Origin of the sequence: Massilia rhizosphaerae (genome assembly GCF_016093545.1) — a bacterium.
GTDB classification, from domain to species: Bacteria; Pseudomonadota; Gammaproteobacteria; order Burkholderiales; family Burkholderiaceae_D; genus Telluria; species Telluria rhizosphaerae.
This window is the reverse complement of sequence record NZ_JADKYX010000025.1, coordinates 70,154-86,505: the sequence shown is the minus strand read 5'-3', so window position 1 is coordinate 86,505 and position 16,352 is coordinate 70,154. Positions and strand designations below refer to the sequence as shown.

The following is a 16,352-nucleotide window of genomic DNA, read 5'->3' as shown; positions in this document are numbered from 1 at the left end:
TCTGCGCTGAGCACGTGGACGTTCGCTACTTCCCGCAGGGGCAGGAACACGCGTTATCGCGACCAAGAATCGAGCAAGGTTCCAACGGAAATTGCGCGAAAATGTGCTCTGACCCCCGAATTTTCGACAATATGTGCTCTGACCCCGAATTTTGGGGTCAGTCGAACGACCAGGAATACAGGATGTCCAGCGCCGTGTTCGTGCCGGTCTGCAGTTGCAGGGTGATGCGCGGATTGATTTTGTAGCGCACGCGCACGATGCTCGACGCGGTGGCGGCGCCCTGTTCGAAGCTCAGGTACAGGCGCGACGAGATGCGCTTGCCGACCGTCACCACCGTGTTTTCCAGTCCGGACGCCTGGCCGGCGCCCTGGCGCACGCCCAGTTCGTCGACGCCCAGCGAGTTCGCCAGCTTGCTCGTGATGCCGCCCGTGCCGCCTTTGCCGCCCAGCAGGGCGCCGGCGGCCGCGCTCAGGACGTCGGCTTCGTTGCCCGTCGTCGCTTCCATGCCGTGGCCCAGCACCAACCATGAGAGCTTGTCGCTGTCGGACACGTTCGGCGTCGACACGAGCTTCGCCGTCGGCGACAGCGCCGTGCCGCGCACCTGCACGCCCGCCTGGACGTTCGTCTCGCTCAGCTGGTCGCCTGCCGGGGGCTTGCGCACGGCGAGGATATCCAGCGACGGGTTGTCGTACGGACCGCTGAACGTGATCACGCCGCGCTCGATCGCCAGGCGCTGGCCGTACGCGGCATACGTGCCGCTGACGGTGCGCACGGTGCCGTTGATGTGCGGCGGACGGGCGCCTACCTTCTGCACCTGGACGGCGCCCGCCAGGTAGGCGTCGACGCCCATGCCGCGCAGGTGGAAGTCGTCGCCCAGGTCGGCCGTCAGGTCGATCGTCAGCGGCACCGCCGCTTCCTTCCTGGCCTGCGCCGGCGCGGCGTTGCCGCGGCCCAGCACGATCACGTCGTCCGAGATCGTGGGACGGTCCTGCGGGGCCAGTTCGACGAGGGCGCGGTCGGCCTTGAAATTGCCTTCGACCCGGAACTGGTGCGCGTCGCGCACGACGCTGGCCTGGCCGCTGAGGACGACGGTGCGGTCCGGCCGCGACAGGGCTTCCAGCTTGTCCGCGACGAGGTTCAGGTTCATCGTCGCCTCGCCGCCGGCAAAGCGCACGAAGCCGGACGCCGTCGCGTGGCCGCTGTTGCCTTCCAGGGCCAGGCGCTGCAACTGGAGCTCGTCGCCGGCGAGCACGGCGCGCAACTGGCCGTTGCGCAGGCGCACGCCCTGGTCCGGCCAGCGCACCGCCAGGCCGTCGCCCTCGATGCTGCCGTTGAGGGTGGGCGCGCCGACCGTGCCCGTGCCGTTGATGGCCAGGCGCAGCGCGCCGTCCACCTCCAGGCCCGGCTGGCCGAGCAGCGGCGACATCCAGGCGAGCGAAGCGAGGTTCGCGCTGGCCGTCAGCTTGAGCGGGCTGTCGTTGTCGACGCGGCCCTGCAGCAGTTGCGCGGTGGCGTCCACGCGGGCGTTGCCGACGCGCGCGCCGTCCACCGCGAACTGCGCGCGCAGGGCGCCGCCGCCGACGTCCGCGCGCAGGTCGAGCTGGCGCAGGCCCAGCGCCACGGGCGTGACGTCGCCCGCGATCAGGTCGCCCTTTTCGCGGAACACGTGCACGCTGCCGTTCAGTGCGGGCACGGCGCCGGGGACAGTCGGCGCGCGCAGGTCGATGGCCCATTGCGCGCCCAGGGTCAAGTCGCCGCGCAGGTTGTCGCGCACGGCATCCGACGCTTGCCCGAGGTAGCTGACCGGCACCCCGCTGGCGCTGCCGCGCGTGTTCCAGCGCGGGCCGGTCTTGACCAGCGAGTCGATCGTGACGGCGCCGGCCGGCAGCTTGATCGTCGCGCCGTTGAACGCGATCTGCTCGGGCTTCGCCAGGCCGGCGAGACCCGTGCCGGGCGCGCCCGCGATGCGCAGCGGCGTGGGCGCGGCGAGCGTCATGGCGTAGCGGCCGCTGTTCTTCAGCGTGTCGACGGTGCCGTTCCACGTATTGCCCGACAAGCCGCCGTGCACGGCCAGCGCGGCGTCGAACGTGTCGCCGCGCGCGGACGCCTGGATGGTGTGCGCGCCGCGCGTGCCCGTCGACGTCAGCCGCGCCGCGGCGATGTGCGTCGTGTTGACGTTGCCTTGCTTGTCCGTCGTGCTGCTCGTGTAGTCGGTCACGGCGACGTCCAGCGCGAGCGGATCGGCGGCGCCGCGGCCCGCGCCGAGCTTGGCGGTGGCATGCAACTGCTTGACCGATTGCGTGCCCATGGCGCGGATGTTCTGGCCGTCGATGGATGCCGTCAGCGACGGCATGTCCATCGTGCCGGACAGCGTGCCGGACCCGCGCAGCACGCCGCCGAAGTCCGGGCCGAGGGCCGCCAGCTGCGGCGCGTCGATGCGCCAGTCCAGGGTTTCATGGCCGCTGCCGAAGGCGCCGCGCGCGGCGACGACGTTGCCGCCCAGGTGCAGGTCGACGTCGGCGTTCGCTACGTGGCGCTTGTCCGCGGCCAGCTTCGCATGGCCCCACAGCGGCGATTTCGACAAGGTGGAATCCTGCAGCGCCAGGTCGACGGCGCCTCCCATGTTCGCGCCCGTGCGGCCGCTGGCGGTGAAGCTGCCGTTGATGCTGCCGGCCAGCGGCGAGCCGAAGGCGGCCGGGTTCAGGCGCTGCATGTCGCCCTGCGCCTTGACTTCGACGACGCGCGCGCCCGCGCTGCCCGCCAGCCAGGCCTCGCCGCTCGCGTGCACGGAACCGTTGTCCTGCTTGCGCTCGCGCGGCACCCAGCCGAGGCCGCGCGCGTCGACGTCGAACGTCGTGCGCGGCGCCTGCATCGTGCCGGTGACGACGCCGCTCGCGAGCACGGCGCCATACAGGCCGCCGCGCAGGGCGGAGAGGTCGTTGCCGTCGACCTTCCATGCGAGTTGCTCGCCCGGCTTGCCGAACGCGCCGTGCAGGTCGACCGTGTTCCGGCCGAGCGCCAGCGCGGCGTCGACGTCGTGCACGTGGACGGCGTTCGCATCGAGCTTGCCGTGGCCGGACAGCGGCTGGCCGAACAGCCGGCTCGGACGCAACGCGAAGTCGGCCGCCACCTTCCACTGCGGCGCCAGCGCGCCGGCCGCGTTGATCTCGGCATTGATGTCGGCCTGCGGGAACGCGCCGAAATCGGCCGGATCGAAGCGGCTCGCGACAAGCGCCGCCTTGAACGGCTTGTTGTCCTTGAGGTGGGCGCTGCCCGTCACGCGCACGCTGCTCTTGCCGGCCGACAGGCGCGCGTCGCGCACCGTGAGCACGTCGTTGGCCAGCGCGGCCTGCGCGGCCAGGCGCATGCCGGCGTCCGCCAGGTTCACGTCCAGCGTCTGCGTGTCCTTCGTGTTCGCGACTTTCAGGTCGCCCGCGATCTTCGTCGGCTTCATGCTGCCGTAGACCTGGTGCAGGTCGAAGCGGTCGGTGTGCAGCGCGAATTGCGCGGTGCCGATGCCCTGTTCGTCCGGGCCGCGCTGCACGCTGCCGCTGCCCGTGAAGCGGCCGGCGGCGCCCACGTCGATCAGCACGTCCGTGATGCGCATGGCCGTCAGGCTGCCGCCCAGCCGGCCGCGCAGCGCGCGCAGCGGCAGGCGTTGCTGGTCGAGCGTGCCCACGGCGCCGTCGTTCGTCAGGTCGACGGTGCCGGCGATGTTGCGGTTCGCGTCGAGCCGCACCGCCACGGCCAGGCTCAGGTCCGCGCTCGGCAGGGTGGGGCTGAAGAAGCCGGGGTCGATGTTCCGCGCATCGAGCGTGAAGGCCTGCAGCGGGATGTCCGCGAACGGCGCCATCACGATCTGCGCCTTGCCCTGCGCGCGCGCGGCCTGGCCGGTGGCGTCGATGACCGTCTTCTGCAGGTCGCCGCCGGCATGCAGCGTCAAGTGCGCGCCGAGGCTGGGCGGTTCGCCGGGTTGCGCCGGCGCGGCGCTCTGCGCTTGCGCCAGGCTCGCGTCCGCATCGAGCTTGTACGGCAGCGTGTTGGCGATCGCCCCCTTCGCTGAGACCTGTCCCCAGGGCGTGCTGGCGGCCGCGTAGTCGAGCTTCCACTGCTGCTTGTCGCCGTGCAGGCGGGCGCGGATGGCGTCGATTTCCGTCGTCGCGCCCTTGTTCACGAACAGGGCTTTGTCCAGGCGCGCATCGTCCACCGCCACCTTGAACGGCGGCGCGAGGCGCGCGGGCATCGTCATCGGTTGCTGCGACGGCTTGAGCGTTTCCACGCGCAGCAGCCGCGCATGGAGCTTGTCGATTTCGACGCCGCGCGACAGGTATTGCCAGGGCTTCCAGTCGATGTCGATGTCGTCGGCCGTCATGACCGACGTCTCGGTGCGGTACACGGCGTGGCCGATGTGCATGTGGCCGTACAGCGAACCCGTGACGCCGGACAGCTGCAGCTTGCCGCCGCTGGCATTCGCGACGCGCCGGGCGATCGTCTGCAACGTCGTCTCGCGCCCCAGGTACCAGACGGCGCCGCCCAGCACGACGCCGACGACGACCACGCCGATGGCGACGCGGCGCGGCCAGCGGCGCGGGTGCGCGGGTTCGGGCGCGGGGGAAGGTGTTGGCTGGTCGGCTTCCATCAGAACGTGAATCCCAGTGAGAAGTGCAGACGGACTTTATGCACGGCCTTGCCGTAGGCGACGTCGACGTTGATCGGGCCGACGGGGCTGCGCCAGCGCGCGCCGACGCCGTAGCCGACCTTCGGTTTCAGGTCGTGGAAATTGTCGCCCGCGTTGCCGACGTCGTAGAACACGGCCACGCCCCATGGCGGCTTGAACCAGTAATCGTATTCGGCGCTGCCGGTGAGCAGGTAGCGGCCGCCCGTGATGGCGGAACCGACCGGCACGCCCAGTTGCTGGTAGCCGTAGCCGCGCACGGACTGGTCGCCGCCGGCGCGGAACAGGAACGTGGACGGCACGCCGTTCTTGTCCCTGGAACCGACGGCGCCGAATTCGCCGCGCACGATCAGGGTGCCGGCCTCGCCGACCGGCTTGTAGGCGAGGCCGCGCGTGTAGATGCGCACGAATTTTTCGTCCGTCAGCACGGGTAAAAAGGCGCCGCCGACTTGCGCGTTGACGATGTAGCCGCGGGTCGGCTGCACGAGGCTGTCCAGGTGGCGCTTCGTGATCGAGAACGTCAGCGGCAGGCTTTTCACGCGCGTCGTCGGCAGGTCGTCGATGGTTATTTGTTCGGTCAGCGCTTCCAGGGTCAGCGTCTTTTCCAGCAGCGGCGAGCCCCATGCGCGCTTGGCGTGGACGCTCGTCGTGCGCGTGATCTGGCCGTTGGCGTCGAGACGGTCGTAGCCGGCGCCGAAGCTGTTGTTGTAGCCGCCCGTGGTCGTGGGCAGGTAGAAATCGGCGCGTGCGGCCTGGTGCTTCTGCTCGTACAGCACATTGCTCTTCAGGCGCTTGCCGAACACGTTCAGGTTATCGTACTCGGCTTGCGCACGGGCACCCGTGTTGGTCGAGTAACCGAGGCCGAGCGCCACGTTCTTGCGCTTGTTCTCGGTGACGCGCACAAGTACGGGCAGCACCGCCGGAGGACTGGGCGGCTGCGGCGTCGCGCCCTCGTTCTCCTTGAGGTCCTTGACCTGCGACGCGATCACGGACGACATGTCGGCGCTCACCTCCACGCTGCTGAAATAACCCGTGTCCTGCAGGCGGCCCTGCAGCGCCTGCAGCGCGGCCTCGTTGTATTCGTCGCCGGGGGCGATGGTGTTCAGGTTCGTGATGACGCTGGCCGGATACCGCTTCAGGCCCTGGATATCGAGGCGGCCGAAGCGCGCCTCCGGACCGCTGTCGATGACGACCTTGAGCAGGGCGCGGTGCGTGTCCGGATCGACGGTGGCGGTCGATTCGAGCAACTGGGCGCGCGGAAAGCGCGACTGCGCCACGTGGCGCACGAGGCCGCGCTTGGCCGCCTCCCAGTCCGCCGTGCGGAAGCGCGCGCCGACGGGCAGGGTCCAGCGGTTGCGCAGGGCCGCCGCGTCGATCGGGGCGCTGCCCTTGTCGAACGGGACGAAGCCGCGCAGCTCGATGTCGACGTCGCCCACCACGACGGGCTCGCCCGGCGCGACGTCGATCAGGACCAGCGGCTTGTTGCCGGACGTGTCGAGGTCGGCGGACACCTTCGGCGAGTAGTAGCCCTCGGTGGCGATCAGGGTCTTGATCTGTTCTGGGGCCGCGCGCACGAGGCGCAGCAGCTGTTCCCGGTCGACGCGCGGGTTGCCGCGCCAGCGCATCAGGTCGAGGTTGTCGTCCAGCAGTTCGCGCAGCTGGCGCGGCGCGTCGATGCGTACATCGTAGTCGACGGCGCCGGACGGCGCTTGCGCTTCCGGTGCCGGCGGTGCCGGCTGATCCTGCGCGGCCGCGACCGGGGCGAGGCACAGCGCGTTCACGATCAGCACGATTTGTGCCAAAATTCGTGATCGCGCCGGCGCCATCGCCGTGCATGGGTCGGGTCGTGCGGAAATCATGTCGCTCCATTCGTCAATATGCCGGCCACATCTTAACTGATTGTCAAATGTGGTGGCGGACGACTCGGCCGCTAATTACCTCAGGAAACTCAACATGCACAATCCCGATACCGCGCTCGTCCTGTTCAGCGGCGGACAAGATTCCACGACCTGCCTGGCGTGGGCCCTGCAACGCTACGAGCGCGTCGAGACCATCGGCTTCGACTACGGCCAGCGCCACGCGATCGAACTGGACGTGCGCGCGCCCGTGCTCGCCAGGATGCGCGCGCTGTCGGCCGCCTGGGAGCAGCGCCTGGGCGAGGACCACCTGATCGACCTGTCGCTGATCGCGCGCATTTCCGACACGGCGCTGACGAGCAACGTCGAGATCCAGATGCAGGCCAACGGCTTGCCGAACACCTTCGTTCCCGGCCGCAACCTGCTGTTCATGACGGTGGCGGCGACGGTCGCGTACCGCCGCGGCCTGACCGTGCTCGTGGGCGGCATGTGCGAGACGGATTTCTCCGGCTACCCGGATTGCCGCGACGACACCATGAAGGCGCTGCAGGTGGCATTGAACCTGGGCATGGCCACCCGGCTGAAGGTCGAAACGCCGCTGATGTGGATCGACAAGAAGCAGACCTGGGAACTGGCCGAGCAATGCGGCGGAGAAGCGCTGGTCGACCTGATCCGCTTCGAGACCCACACCTGCTACCTGGGCGAGCGCGGCGCGCCGCATGCCTGGGGCCACGGCTGCGGCAAGTGCCCCGCGTGCGAGCTGCGCGCGCGCGGCTACGAGCAATACGCCCGGGCGCGCGCGGGCGCTTGACGTCCTCTCGATCGCCATGCGCCTCGCCCTGCTGACCGACCTGCACGCGAACCGCGAGGCCGTCGAGGCCTGCCTCGCGCACGCGCAGCAGCAGCGCGTCGACCAGTACGCGTTCACGGGCGACTTCGTCGGCTACGGCGCCGATCCGGCCTGGGTCGTGTGCACGGTGATGGACTACGTGGCGCACGGCGCCGTGGCGGTGCGGGGCAACCACGATCACGCCGTCACGCAGCCGGCGCGCCCGCAGATGCATGCGGAAGCGCGCGAAGTCATCGCCTGGACCGGCGGCCAGCTGGACGCCGGGCAACTGGCCTTCCTGGCCGCGCTGCCGCTGACGCACAAGAACGGCAACGCGTATTTCGTGCACGCCAGCGCGCACGCACCCGAGCGGTGGGAATACGTCACGGACCTCGACGCGGCCGAGCGCAGCATCCGCGCCAGCGGCAGCCGCATCGTGTTCTCCGGCCACGTGCATGCGCCGGCGCTGTACCGCCGCGCCGACGACGGCCGCATGGGCCGCCACGTGCCGGCGGCCGGCGAGGCCGTCCGCCTGCAGCCGCAGCACCAGTATCTCGTGCTGCCCGGTGCCGTGGGGCAGCCGCGCGACCAGAACAACGCGGCATGCTATGCGATCTTCGACGACGCGGCGCGGGAAATCCAGTATTTCCGGGTGCCGTACGACCACGGCGCGGCCGCGCGCAAGGTCATCGCGGCCGGCTTGCCGATCGTGTTTGCCATGCGCTTGATCGAGGGAATTTGACGGAACGGCAGAGTTGACAGCCGGTCGGGATTGCCGTATTTTTCGGACAACCATGAGACTGACCCGTTCCTGCCGTTGGCACGCCGCCGTGATCGCGTTGATCAGCATGCTGTTCATGCAGCTTGCCGTCGCCGCCTACGCGTGCCCGCAGTCGACGGTCGCTTCCCCGAACGAGGGGGGCCAGGCGATGGAAATGGCCGATGGCCAGGTGATGTCCGGTTGCGAGAAACCCGACCCCGTCCAGCCGGCCTTGTGCCATGCGCACGGCCAGGCCGGCAAGCAATCGCTCGACAAGCCCGAATCCCCGCCCGTCCACCCGTTCAGCGCGGTCGGACTGGCCATTCCCCTGTACGCTGTCACCACCTGCGACATCCCCGCCGGCGCACCCGCCGATGGCGTGTCGCTGTCGCGCACCACCGCGCCGCCTCTCGCCATCCGGAACTGCTGCTTCCGTATTTGACACTCCCGATTGCTTCCTTCGCCATCGGTGCGCAGCGTGCGCACACGGTGCGGTTTTACGCAATCTGGAGATCCCATGTTCCTTCGTTTTACCGCGCCCGCGGCCGGGCGCACACTCGTCCTTGACGCCGTCGGACGGCGCCTGGCGACGGCCTCCGCGCTGCTCGCCATGGCCGCCTGGGCGCATATTGCGCTCGCCGCCGATGGCCCATTGTCGCTCGCCGAGGCGCAGCGCCTTGCCGTCGCGCGGTCGCGCCAGCTCGCCGCCCAGGATGCGGCGGTGGATGCCTCGCGCGACCTCGCGGTGGCGGCGCGCCAGCTGCCCGATCCGGTCCTGAAGATCGGCGTCAACAACCTGCCGGTCAACGGCCCCGAGCGTTACCGTCTTGCCGACGATGCCATGACCACGCGGCAGGTCGGTGTCATGCAGGCATTCACCGGTTCCGACAAACGCCGCTTGCGGGCCGAACGGTTCGAGCGGGAGGCGGACAAGGCGATGGCGGAAAAAGACCGCTTGACCGCCGACATCGAACGCCGCACCGCCGCCGCCTGGCTCGATCGTTACTACGCCGAAGCGATGGTCCGCGTGCTTGCCGAGCAGCGCGCCCAGGCGCAACTGGCGGTCGAAGCGGCCGAAGGCGCGTATCGCGGCGGGCGCGGCGCCCAGGCGGACATCCTGGCCGCCCGCACGGCCGTCGGCATGATCGACGACCGCGCCAGTGAATTGGACCGCAAGCTGCGCAATGCGAACGTCCGCCTCGAGCGCTGGATCGGCGCCGCCGCCGGGCAGCCGCTGGCCGACAGGCCGGACATCGACACGGTCCGGTTCGACCTGGCCGCGCTCGATACCGCCGGCTTGCGCGGCCACCTCGACCACCACCCGGAGATCGCGGTGCTGGGCAAGCAGGAACAGATCGCGCAGACCGAGGCCGACCTGGCCAAGGCCAACGAGAAAGCGGATTGGTCGGTCGAAGTCAATTACCTGCGCCGCGGCGCGCGCTTTGCCGACATGGTCTCGGTCGGCGTCTCGGTCCCGTTGCAGTGGGATCGGCGGCACCGGCAGGACCGCGAGCTGGCCGCGAAGCTGGCCGCCGTGGAGCAGGCGAAGGACGAGCGCGACGAGATGCTGCGCGCCCATGTCGCCGATACGCGCGCGCTGATCAACGAATGGCAGAACGACCGCGAGCGGCGCGGGCGCTACGAGCGCGAGCTGATCCCGCTGGCCGTCGAACGGAGCGCCGCGGTCCTGGCCGCCTACCGGGGCGGCAAGGGCGGCATCGGCGAGGTGCTGGCCGCGCGCCGCGACGAAATCGACCTGCGCCTGCGGGCGCTCCAGCTGGAAGCGGCCACCGCCCAGCTTTGGGAGCAACTCAACTACCTGTTCCCATCCACGCATTCGATGTCCCGGCGGGACGCCACGGAGCACAAATGAAAACGACAATGATGGTGGCCCTGCTGGCCGCCGGCGTCGCCGTCGCGGGCGGCTATGGCCTCTACCGGGCCGGGATGCACGAGGGCATGGCGATGGCCAGGCCCGGCCCGGCGCCGGCCAAGGCCAAATCCACTGAGCGCAAGGTGCTGTACTGGCATGACCCGATGGTGCCGGGCCAGCATTTCGACAAGCCGGGCAAGTCGCCGTTCATGGACATGCAATTGGTCCCCGTGTATGCGGACGACACGCCCGATGGGGGCGGCGTCGCCATCAGCCAGGGCATGCGGCAGAACCTGGGCATCCGCACGGCGCAAGTCGAGCAAGGCACGCTCGGCACGACCGTGGAAGCGGTCGGGAACGTCGCCTACAACGAGCGCGACCTCGCGCTGGTCCAGGCGCGCGCCAACGGCTACGTCGAAAAATTGTACGTGCGCGCCCCGCTCGATCCGGTCAGGAAGGGCCAGCCGCTGGCGCAACTGTATGTGCCGGACTGGGTCGCCGCGCAGGAAGACTATCTGGCGGTCAAGCGCATGGGGCAGGGCGCCGGCGCCGCCGGACTGCTCGACGCGGCGCGCCAGCGCATGCGCCTCGCGGGCATGAACGACGAGCAGATCCGCCTGGTCGAAACCACCGGCCGCGCGCATCCGCGCCTGACCGTGACGGCGCCGATCGGCGGCGTCGTCGCCGAACTGGGCGCCCGCGAGGGCATGACCGTGATGAACGGGGCGCCGCTGTTTCGCATCAACGGCTTGCGCACGGTGTGGGTGAATGCCGAACTGCCGGAGAACGTCGCGGCGCTGGTGCGCCCCGGCACGAAGGTCGAAGCGCGCACCCCGGCGCTGCCGGGCATCACGTTCAGCGGGCAGGTGGGGGCGATCCTGCCCGAGATCAGTCCCGACACGCGTACCATCAAGGCCCGCATCGAGCTGGCGAATCCGACCGGCGCGCTCGTGCCGGGCATGTTCGCCACCGTCGACCTGCGTCCTGCCGCCGGCGGCGAGGTGTTGCTGGTGCCCAGCGAAGCCGTGATCCAGACCGGCCGGCGCAGCCTCGTGATCGTCGAGCAGGGCGACGGGCGCTTCCGGCCGGTCGAGGTCGAACTCGGGGCGGAAGCGAACGGGCGCACCGAAGTGCGCAAGGGCTTGCAGGCCGGGCAGAAAGTCGTGGCGTCCGGGCAGTTCCTGATCGATTCGGAAGCGAGCCTGAAAGGCATGGAAGAACGCATGGGCGGCAACGCGGCGCCATCCGCGCCGGCGGCCGCGCAGACGCACCACGGCGTCGGCAAGGTCGAAAGCATCGCCAAGGACGAGGTCACGATTTCGCACGGGCCGATCGCGTCGCTGCAGTGGCCGGCGATGACGATGGGCTTCAAGCTGCCGCCGTCCGGCTTGCCGAACGCGGTCCGCGTGGGCGCCAAGGTGGCGTTCGACATCCGCGATACCGGCGACGGCAGCTATGGCATCGTCCGCATCGTCCCGGCCGGAGGCACGCAATGATCGCGCGCCTCATCCGCTGGTCGATCGCGAACCGCTTCCTGGTGCTGCTGGCGACCGTGATGCTCACCGGCTGGGGCGTCTGGGCGCTGGCGCGCACGCCCGTGGACGCCTTGCCCGACCTCTCCGACGTGCAGGTCATCATCCGCACCAGCTATCCGGGCCAGGCGCCGCAGATCGTCGAAAACCAGGTCACGTACCCGCTCACCACGACCATGCTGTCGGTGCCCGGCGCCAAGACGGTGCGCGGCTATTCGTTCTTCGGCGACTCCTTCGTCTACGTGCTGTTCGACGACGGGACCGACCCGTACTGGGCCCGTTCGCGCGTGCTCGAATACATGAACCAGGTCGCGTCGCGCCTGCCGCCCCAGGCCAGGACCTCGCTCGGGCCGGATGCGACGGGCGTGGGCTGGGTGTACGAATACGCGCTCGTCGACCGCAGCGGCACGCACGACCTGGCGCAACTGCGGGCCTTGCAGGACTGGTTCCTGAAGTACGAACTCAAGACGGTGCCGAACGTGTCGGAAGTGGCGAGCATCGGCGGCATGGTCAGGCAGTACCAGATCGTGCTCGACCCGGACAAGCTGCGCGCGTACGGCATCACGCACGGCAAGGTCATCGAGGCCGTGCGCAAGGCCAACCAGGAAGCCGGCGGCGCCGTGCTCGAACTGGGCGAAGCCGAGTACATGGTGCGCGCGTCCGGCTACCTGGCGTCGCTGGACGACTTCCGCAAGATCCCGCTGGCGGCGTCCGGCGCCGGCGTGCCCGTGCTGCTGGGCGACGTGGCGCGCATCCAGGTGGGGCCCGAGATGCGCCGTGGGATCGCCGAGCTGAATGGCGAGGGCGAGGTGGCCGGCGGCGTGATCGTCATGCGCTCCGGTAAAAACGCGCTGGAGACCATCGACGCGGTGAAGGCCAAGCTGGCCCGGTTGAAGGCGAGCCTGCCGGCCGGCGTCGAGATCGTGCCGACCTACGACCGCTCGGCGCTGATCGAGGACGCCGTCGGCAACCTGCGGCACAAGCTGGTCGAGGAATTCATCGTCGTGGCGGTGGTCTGCGCGTTGTTCCTGTTCCACTCCCGTTCGGCGCTGGTGGCGATCGTGTCGCTGCCGCTGGGCGTGCTGGCCGCGTACATCGTCATGGTCTACCAGGGCGTGAATGCGAACATCATGTCGCTCGGCGGCATCGCGATCGCGGTCGGGGCCATGGTCGACGGGGCGGTGGTCATGATCGAGAACGCGCACAAGCACATCGAGGCCTGGCACCACGCCCATCCCGGCCGCCGGCTGGCCGGGGATGAGCACTGGCGGGTGGTGGGCGACGCGGCGGCCGAAGTCGGCCCGGCCCTGTTCCTGTCGTTGTTGATCATCGTGCTGTCGTTCGTGCCCGTGTTCACGCTCGAAGCCCAGGAAGGGCGCTTGTTCGCGCCGCTCGCCTTCACCAAGTCGTACGCGATGGCGGCGGCGGCGGCGCTGGCCGTCACGCTGGTGCCGGTGCTGATGGGCTATCTGATCCGGGGCCGCATCCCGGACGAGCAGAGCAATCCGATCAACCGCCTGCTGATCGCCGCCTATCGTCCGCTGCTCGAACGCGTGTTTCGGTATCCGAAGGCGGCGCTGCTGGTGGCCGTGCTGGTGGCCGGCGCGTCCGCCTGGCCGCTGTCCCGGCTGGGCGGCGAGTTCATGCCGCCGATGAACGAAGGCGACCTGCTCTACATGCCGTCGGCCCTGCCGGGCCTGTCCGTCGGCAAGGCGGCCCAGTTGCTGCAGCAGACCGACCGCCTGATCAAGACGGTGCCCGAAGTGCAGACCGTGTTCGGCAAGGCCGGCCGCGCCGACACCGCGACCGACCCGGCCCCGCTGGAAATGTTCGAGACGACGATCCAGTTCAAGCCGCGCGACCAGTGGCGCCCCGGCATGACGCCCGAGAAGCTGGTGACGGAGCTGGACCGCGCGGTCAAGGTGCCGGGGCTGTCGAACGTCTGGGTGCAGCCGATCCGCAACCGCATCGACATGCTCGCCACGGGCATCAAGAGCCCCGTCGGCGTCAAGGTGGCCGGCGCCAGTCTCGACGAGATCGACCGCATCACGGCCGCCGTCGAACACGCCGTCAAGCAGGTGCCCGGCGTGTCGTCCGCGCTGGCCGAACGGCTGACGGGCGGGCGCTATGTCGACGTCCGGATCGACCGGACGCAGGCCGCGCGCTACGGCATGAACATCGCCGACGTGCAGAGCGTGGTGGCGGCGGCCATCGGCGGCGACAACATCGGCGAGACGGTCGAGGGCCTGCAGCGCTTCCCGATCAACCTGCGCTATCCGCGCGAGATCCGCGATTCGCTCGACAACCTGCGCCGACTGCCGATCCTGACCGACCGCGGCGGCCAGATCCGGCTGGGCGACGTGGCGACGATCGCCATTGCCGACGGGCCGCCGATGCTCCGGTCCGAGAATGCGCGCCTGTCCGGCTGGGTGTACGTCGACATCCGCGGGCGCGACCTCGTCTCCGTGGTGCACGACATGCAACGGGCGGTGGCGCAGGAGGTCAAGCTGCCGCCGGGTTACTCGCTGTCGTGGTCGGGCCAGTTCGAATACATGGAGCGCGCGGCGGCCCGGTTGAAGATCGTCGTGCCGGCCACGCTGCTCATCATCTTCGTGCTGCTGTACGTGACCTTCGGCCGCGTCGACGAGGCGGCGCTGGTCATGGCGACGCTGCCGTTCGCGCTGGCCGGCGGCATCTGGCTGATGTGGGCGCTCGGCTATCACTTGTCGGTCGCGAGCGGCATCGGCTTCATCGCGCTCGCGGGCGTGTCGGCCGAATTCGGCGTGATCATGCTGTTGTACCTGAAGCGGGCGTGGGAGCCGTGCGTGGACGCCGGCCGCACCACGCGCGCCGACCTGCTCGACGCGATCCGCGAAGGCGCCGTCCTGCGCGTGCGCCCGAAGGCGATGACGGTGGCCGTCATCATCGCCGGCCTCGTCCCGATCATGGTCGGCGCGGGCACGGGTTCCGAAGTGATGCAGCGGATCGCCGCGCCGATGGTCGGCGGCATGATCACGGCGCCGCTGCTGTCGATGTTCGTCGTGCCCGCCGCCTATCTGCTGCTGCGCAAGCCGAAGGCCGCCGAACCCAGAACCACCGCTCCAAGCAGCACTTTGACTTTAACCCACCAGGAGGACTTATCATGAAATCTCTGAACGCAGCAATCATCACCCTGGCGCTGGCCGCCGCGGCACCCGTCTTTGCCCAATCGGGCGCCATGCACGGCATGGGCATGCAAGGCATGGGCATGGACAAGGCCCCCGCCAAGGGCGGCCAGGCCACCGTGCACGAGGCGACCGGCGTCGTGAAAAGCGTCGACGCGGCCGCCGGCAAGGTCACGCTGGCGCACGGGCCGGTCAAGACCCTCAACTGGCCGGCGATGACGATGACCTTCGGCGTCAAGGACAAGCGCCTGCTGGACAAGCTCGGCGCCGGCCAGCACGTCCACGTCGGATTCGTGAAGCAGGGCGCCGCCTACGTCGTCACGTCGGTGCAATAAGACGGGCGGGGGCGCCGCCCCCGCAATGCGTTACACCGGTTGCTGCATGATGCGATGCTTGCGCGACCGGCTCACCAGGTACCACACGATCGCGACCGGCACCAGCAGCGGCAGCAGCAGCGGCGAAATCATCAGCGCGAGCACGCAGGCGCCGATGGCCAGGCCGCCGATGCACAGGATGCCCACGCCGGCGAACACCAGCGCCAGCACGCCGCCCACGAACAGCATGATCACCCCGGCCAGCAGGATGCCGCCGCCCGCGAAGACCGTCGCCAGCACCGCGCCCAGCGGCCCACCGATCTCGTCGCCGTCGAAGCTGACGACGCTGTCGCCGAACGTGAAGACGTTCCAGGCGAGCAGGGCGAACAGGAACAGGATGATGATGGCGGCGGTCTTTTTCATGATGGGTCCTCTGGATGTCTGGTTGATCGGGTCATGTCGTTGTCGGCATGGTCGTACTGTATCCAACCGTCCCGGGCGGCTCCACCGGACTGCGACAGGCTGCATGTTTCGGGGGCCGGAGGGTTGCTTGCGGCGACGAACGGCGCTGGTCCAACCAGGCGCCTATTCCTCTTCGTCGTCGAACCGGCTGCGCACGTAATCGATGTGCGTCTGCATCGCCGTGCGCGCCTCTTCCGGGCGCCGGGCGCAGATCGCGTCGCAGACCGTCCGGTGCTGCAGCAACAGGATTTCCGACACCGATTCGTTCAGCTCGCGCAAGCCGTCGACGTTGCGGATGATGTGCTCGCGCATCATCTTCGTGATGCTGCTGTGCAGGTGCAGGAACATGCTGTTGCGCGAGGCCTGGGCGATCGCCTCGTGCAGTTCGACGTCGATGCGCGATTCGCCCGACAGGTTGCCTTGGCGGCGCGCCTGGTCGAGCCGGGCCATCGCGCCGCGGATGCGCTCGATGTCCTCGTCCGTGGCGCGCAAGGCGGCGAAATAGGCGGTGGCGCCTTCCAGCACCCGGCGGAATTCCAGGATGTCGGCGCGCCGCGCGGGGCTGTCGGCGATCAACTGGCCCCACGGCGACGGCGCGCCCGTGCGCAACTGGTCGGACACGAACACGCCGCTGCGCGGCCGGATGTGCACGAGGCCGCGCGCCCCCAGCTGCTGGATCGCCTCGCGCACCGTGTTGCGCGACACCCCGTAACGTTCCGCCAGCTCGCGCTCCGACGGCAGCTTCGAATTGGCCGGGAAACTGCCTTCAAGCAATGCTTCTTCCAGCCTGCGCGTGACCGACGCGACGCGCCCGCCGGACTGCCGGCTCCATGTGACCACGTCTTCTCCTTCTCTGGCCCAACCAGTTTGTCGTCCATACAGAATAC

11 protein-coding genes are annotated in these 16,352 nt (G+C 69.5%); 7 read left to right on the top strand and 4 right to left on the bottom strand.

Going from position 1 to position 16,352, the window contains the following annotated elements; genetic code table 11:
* Positions 1 to 157: 157 nt before the first annotated feature.
* Complete coding sequence (locus ISF28_RS27035; RefSeq protein WP_198120286.1) at positions 158 to 4,639, bottom strand: translocation/assembly module TamB domain-containing protein; 4,482 nt, start codon at positions 4,637 to 4,639, stop codon at positions 158 to 160.
* Positions 4,639 to 6,465 carry an autotransporter assembly complex protein TamA gene (locus tag ISF28_RS27030; protein WP_370663505.1) on the bottom strand — a complete coding sequence of 609 codons (1,827 nt, stop codon included), beginning with the start codon at positions 6,463 to 6,465 and terminating at the stop codon, positions 4,639 to 4,641. Before ISF28_RS27030 ends, ISF28_RS27035 begins: the two co-directional genes overlap by 1 nt.
* A gap of 163 nt (positions 6,466 to 6,628) precedes the next feature.
* Here ISF28_RS27030 and queC point away from each other — a divergent pair, with 163 nt between their 5' ends.
* The 7 genes from queC (at position 6,629) to ISF28_RS26995 (ending at position 15,024) form a co-directional block, all read left to right on the top strand.
* The gene (queC, locus tag ISF28_RS27025) at positions 6,629 to 7,342 is read left to right on the top strand and encodes a 7-cyano-7-deazaguanine synthase QueC (RefSeq protein WP_198120284.1); all 714 of its coding nucleotides are present in this window, start codon (positions 6,629 to 6,631) and stop codon (positions 7,340 to 7,342) included.
* A gap of 16 nt (positions 7,343 to 7,358) precedes the next feature.
* Entirely contained in the window at positions 7,359 to 8,102 is a 744-nt protein-coding gene (locus ISF28_RS27020; protein WP_198120283.1) for a metallophosphoesterase family protein, read from the top strand.
* A 52-nt stretch (positions 8,103 to 8,154) separates the two neighbouring features.
* Positions 8,155 to 8,562 carry a hypothetical protein gene (locus ISF28_RS27015; protein ID WP_198120282.1) on the top strand — a complete coding sequence of 136 codons (408 nt, stop codon included), beginning with the start codon at positions 8,155 to 8,157 and terminating at the stop codon, positions 8,560 to 8,562.
* Between the two features lie 75 nt (positions 8,563 to 8,637).
* Positions 8,638 to 9,993: a TolC family protein gene (locus ISF28_RS27010; protein WP_229519417.1), complete on the top strand. Its 1,356-nt coding sequence runs from the start codon at positions 8,638 to 8,640 to the stop codon at positions 9,991 to 9,993.
* Complete coding sequence (locus ISF28_RS27005; RefSeq protein WP_198120281.1) at positions 9,990 to 11,489, top strand: efflux RND transporter periplasmic adaptor subunit; 1,500 nt, start codon at positions 9,990 to 9,992, stop codon at positions 11,487 to 11,489. The genes ISF28_RS27010 and ISF28_RS27005 overlap by 4 nt, the downstream gene beginning before the upstream one ends.
* A complete protein-coding gene (locus tag ISF28_RS27000; protein WP_198120280.1) occupies positions 11,486 to 14,671 on the top strand; it encodes an efflux RND transporter permease subunit in 3,186 nt (1,061 codons plus the stop codon). Before ISF28_RS27005 ends, ISF28_RS27000 begins: the two co-directional genes overlap by 4 nt.
* Positions 14,668 to 15,024, top strand: a complete 357-nt coding sequence (locus tag ISF28_RS26995) for a copper-binding protein (protein WP_198120279.1) — start codon at positions 14,668 to 14,670, stop codon at positions 15,022 to 15,024. Before ISF28_RS27000 ends, ISF28_RS26995 begins: the two co-directional genes overlap by 4 nt.
* Before the next feature lie 30 nt (positions 15,025 to 15,054).
* Here the strand turns inward: ISF28_RS26995 and ISF28_RS26990 are convergent, their stop codons facing one another.
* On the bottom strand, positions 15,055 to 15,426 hold the full coding sequence (locus ISF28_RS26990; RefSeq protein WP_198120278.1) for a hypothetical protein: 372 nt from the start codon (positions 15,424 to 15,426) through the stop codon (positions 15,055 to 15,057).
* A 162-nt stretch (positions 15,427 to 15,588) separates the two neighbouring features.
* Positions 15,589 to 16,305 (bottom strand): FadR/GntR family transcriptional regulator, encoded by a 717-nt coding sequence (locus tag ISF28_RS26985; RefSeq protein WP_198120277.1) that lies wholly within the window; start codon positions 16,303 to 16,305, stop codon positions 15,589 to 15,591.
* Positions 16,306 to 16,352 lie beyond the last annotated feature (47 nt).

What these genes read in the sequence shown, in the direction of transcription:
- ISF28_RS27000 (WP_198120280.1), top strand. Translation starts at nt 11,486, where the DNA reads ATGATCGCGCGCCTCATCCGCTGGTCGATCGCGAACCGCTTCCTGGTG.
- ISF28_RS27035 (WP_198120286.1), bottom strand. Translation starts at nt 4,639, where the DNA reads ATGGAAGCCGACCAGCCAACACCTTCCCCCGCGCCCGAACCCGCGCAC.
- ISF28_RS27005 (WP_198120281.1), top strand. Translation starts at nt 9,990, where the DNA reads ATGAAAACGACAATGATGGTGGCCCTGCTGGCCGCCGGCGTCGCCGTC.
- ISF28_RS27020 (WP_198120283.1), top strand. Translation starts at nt 7,359, where the DNA reads ATGCGCCTCGCCCTGCTGACCGACCTGCACGCGAACCGCGAGGCCGTC.
- ISF28_RS27010 (WP_229519417.1), top strand. Translation starts at nt 8,638, where the DNA reads ATGTTCCTTCGTTTTACCGCGCCCGCGGCCGGGCGCACACTCGTCCTT.
- ISF28_RS26995 (WP_198120279.1), top strand. Translation starts at nt 14,668, where the DNA reads ATGAAATCTCTGAACGCAGCAATCATCACCCTGGCGCTGGCCGCCGCG.
- ISF28_RS27015 (WP_198120282.1), top strand. Translation starts at nt 8,155, where the DNA reads ATGAGACTGACCCGTTCCTGCCGTTGGCACGCCGCCGTGATCGCGTTG.
- queC (WP_198120284.1), top strand. Translation starts at nt 6,629, where the DNA reads ATGCACAATCCCGATACCGCGCTCGTCCTGTTCAGCGGCGGACAAGAT.
- ISF28_RS26990 (WP_198120278.1), bottom strand. Translation starts at nt 15,426, where the DNA reads ATGAAAAAGACCGCCGCCATCATCATCCTGTTCCTGTTCGCCCTGCTC.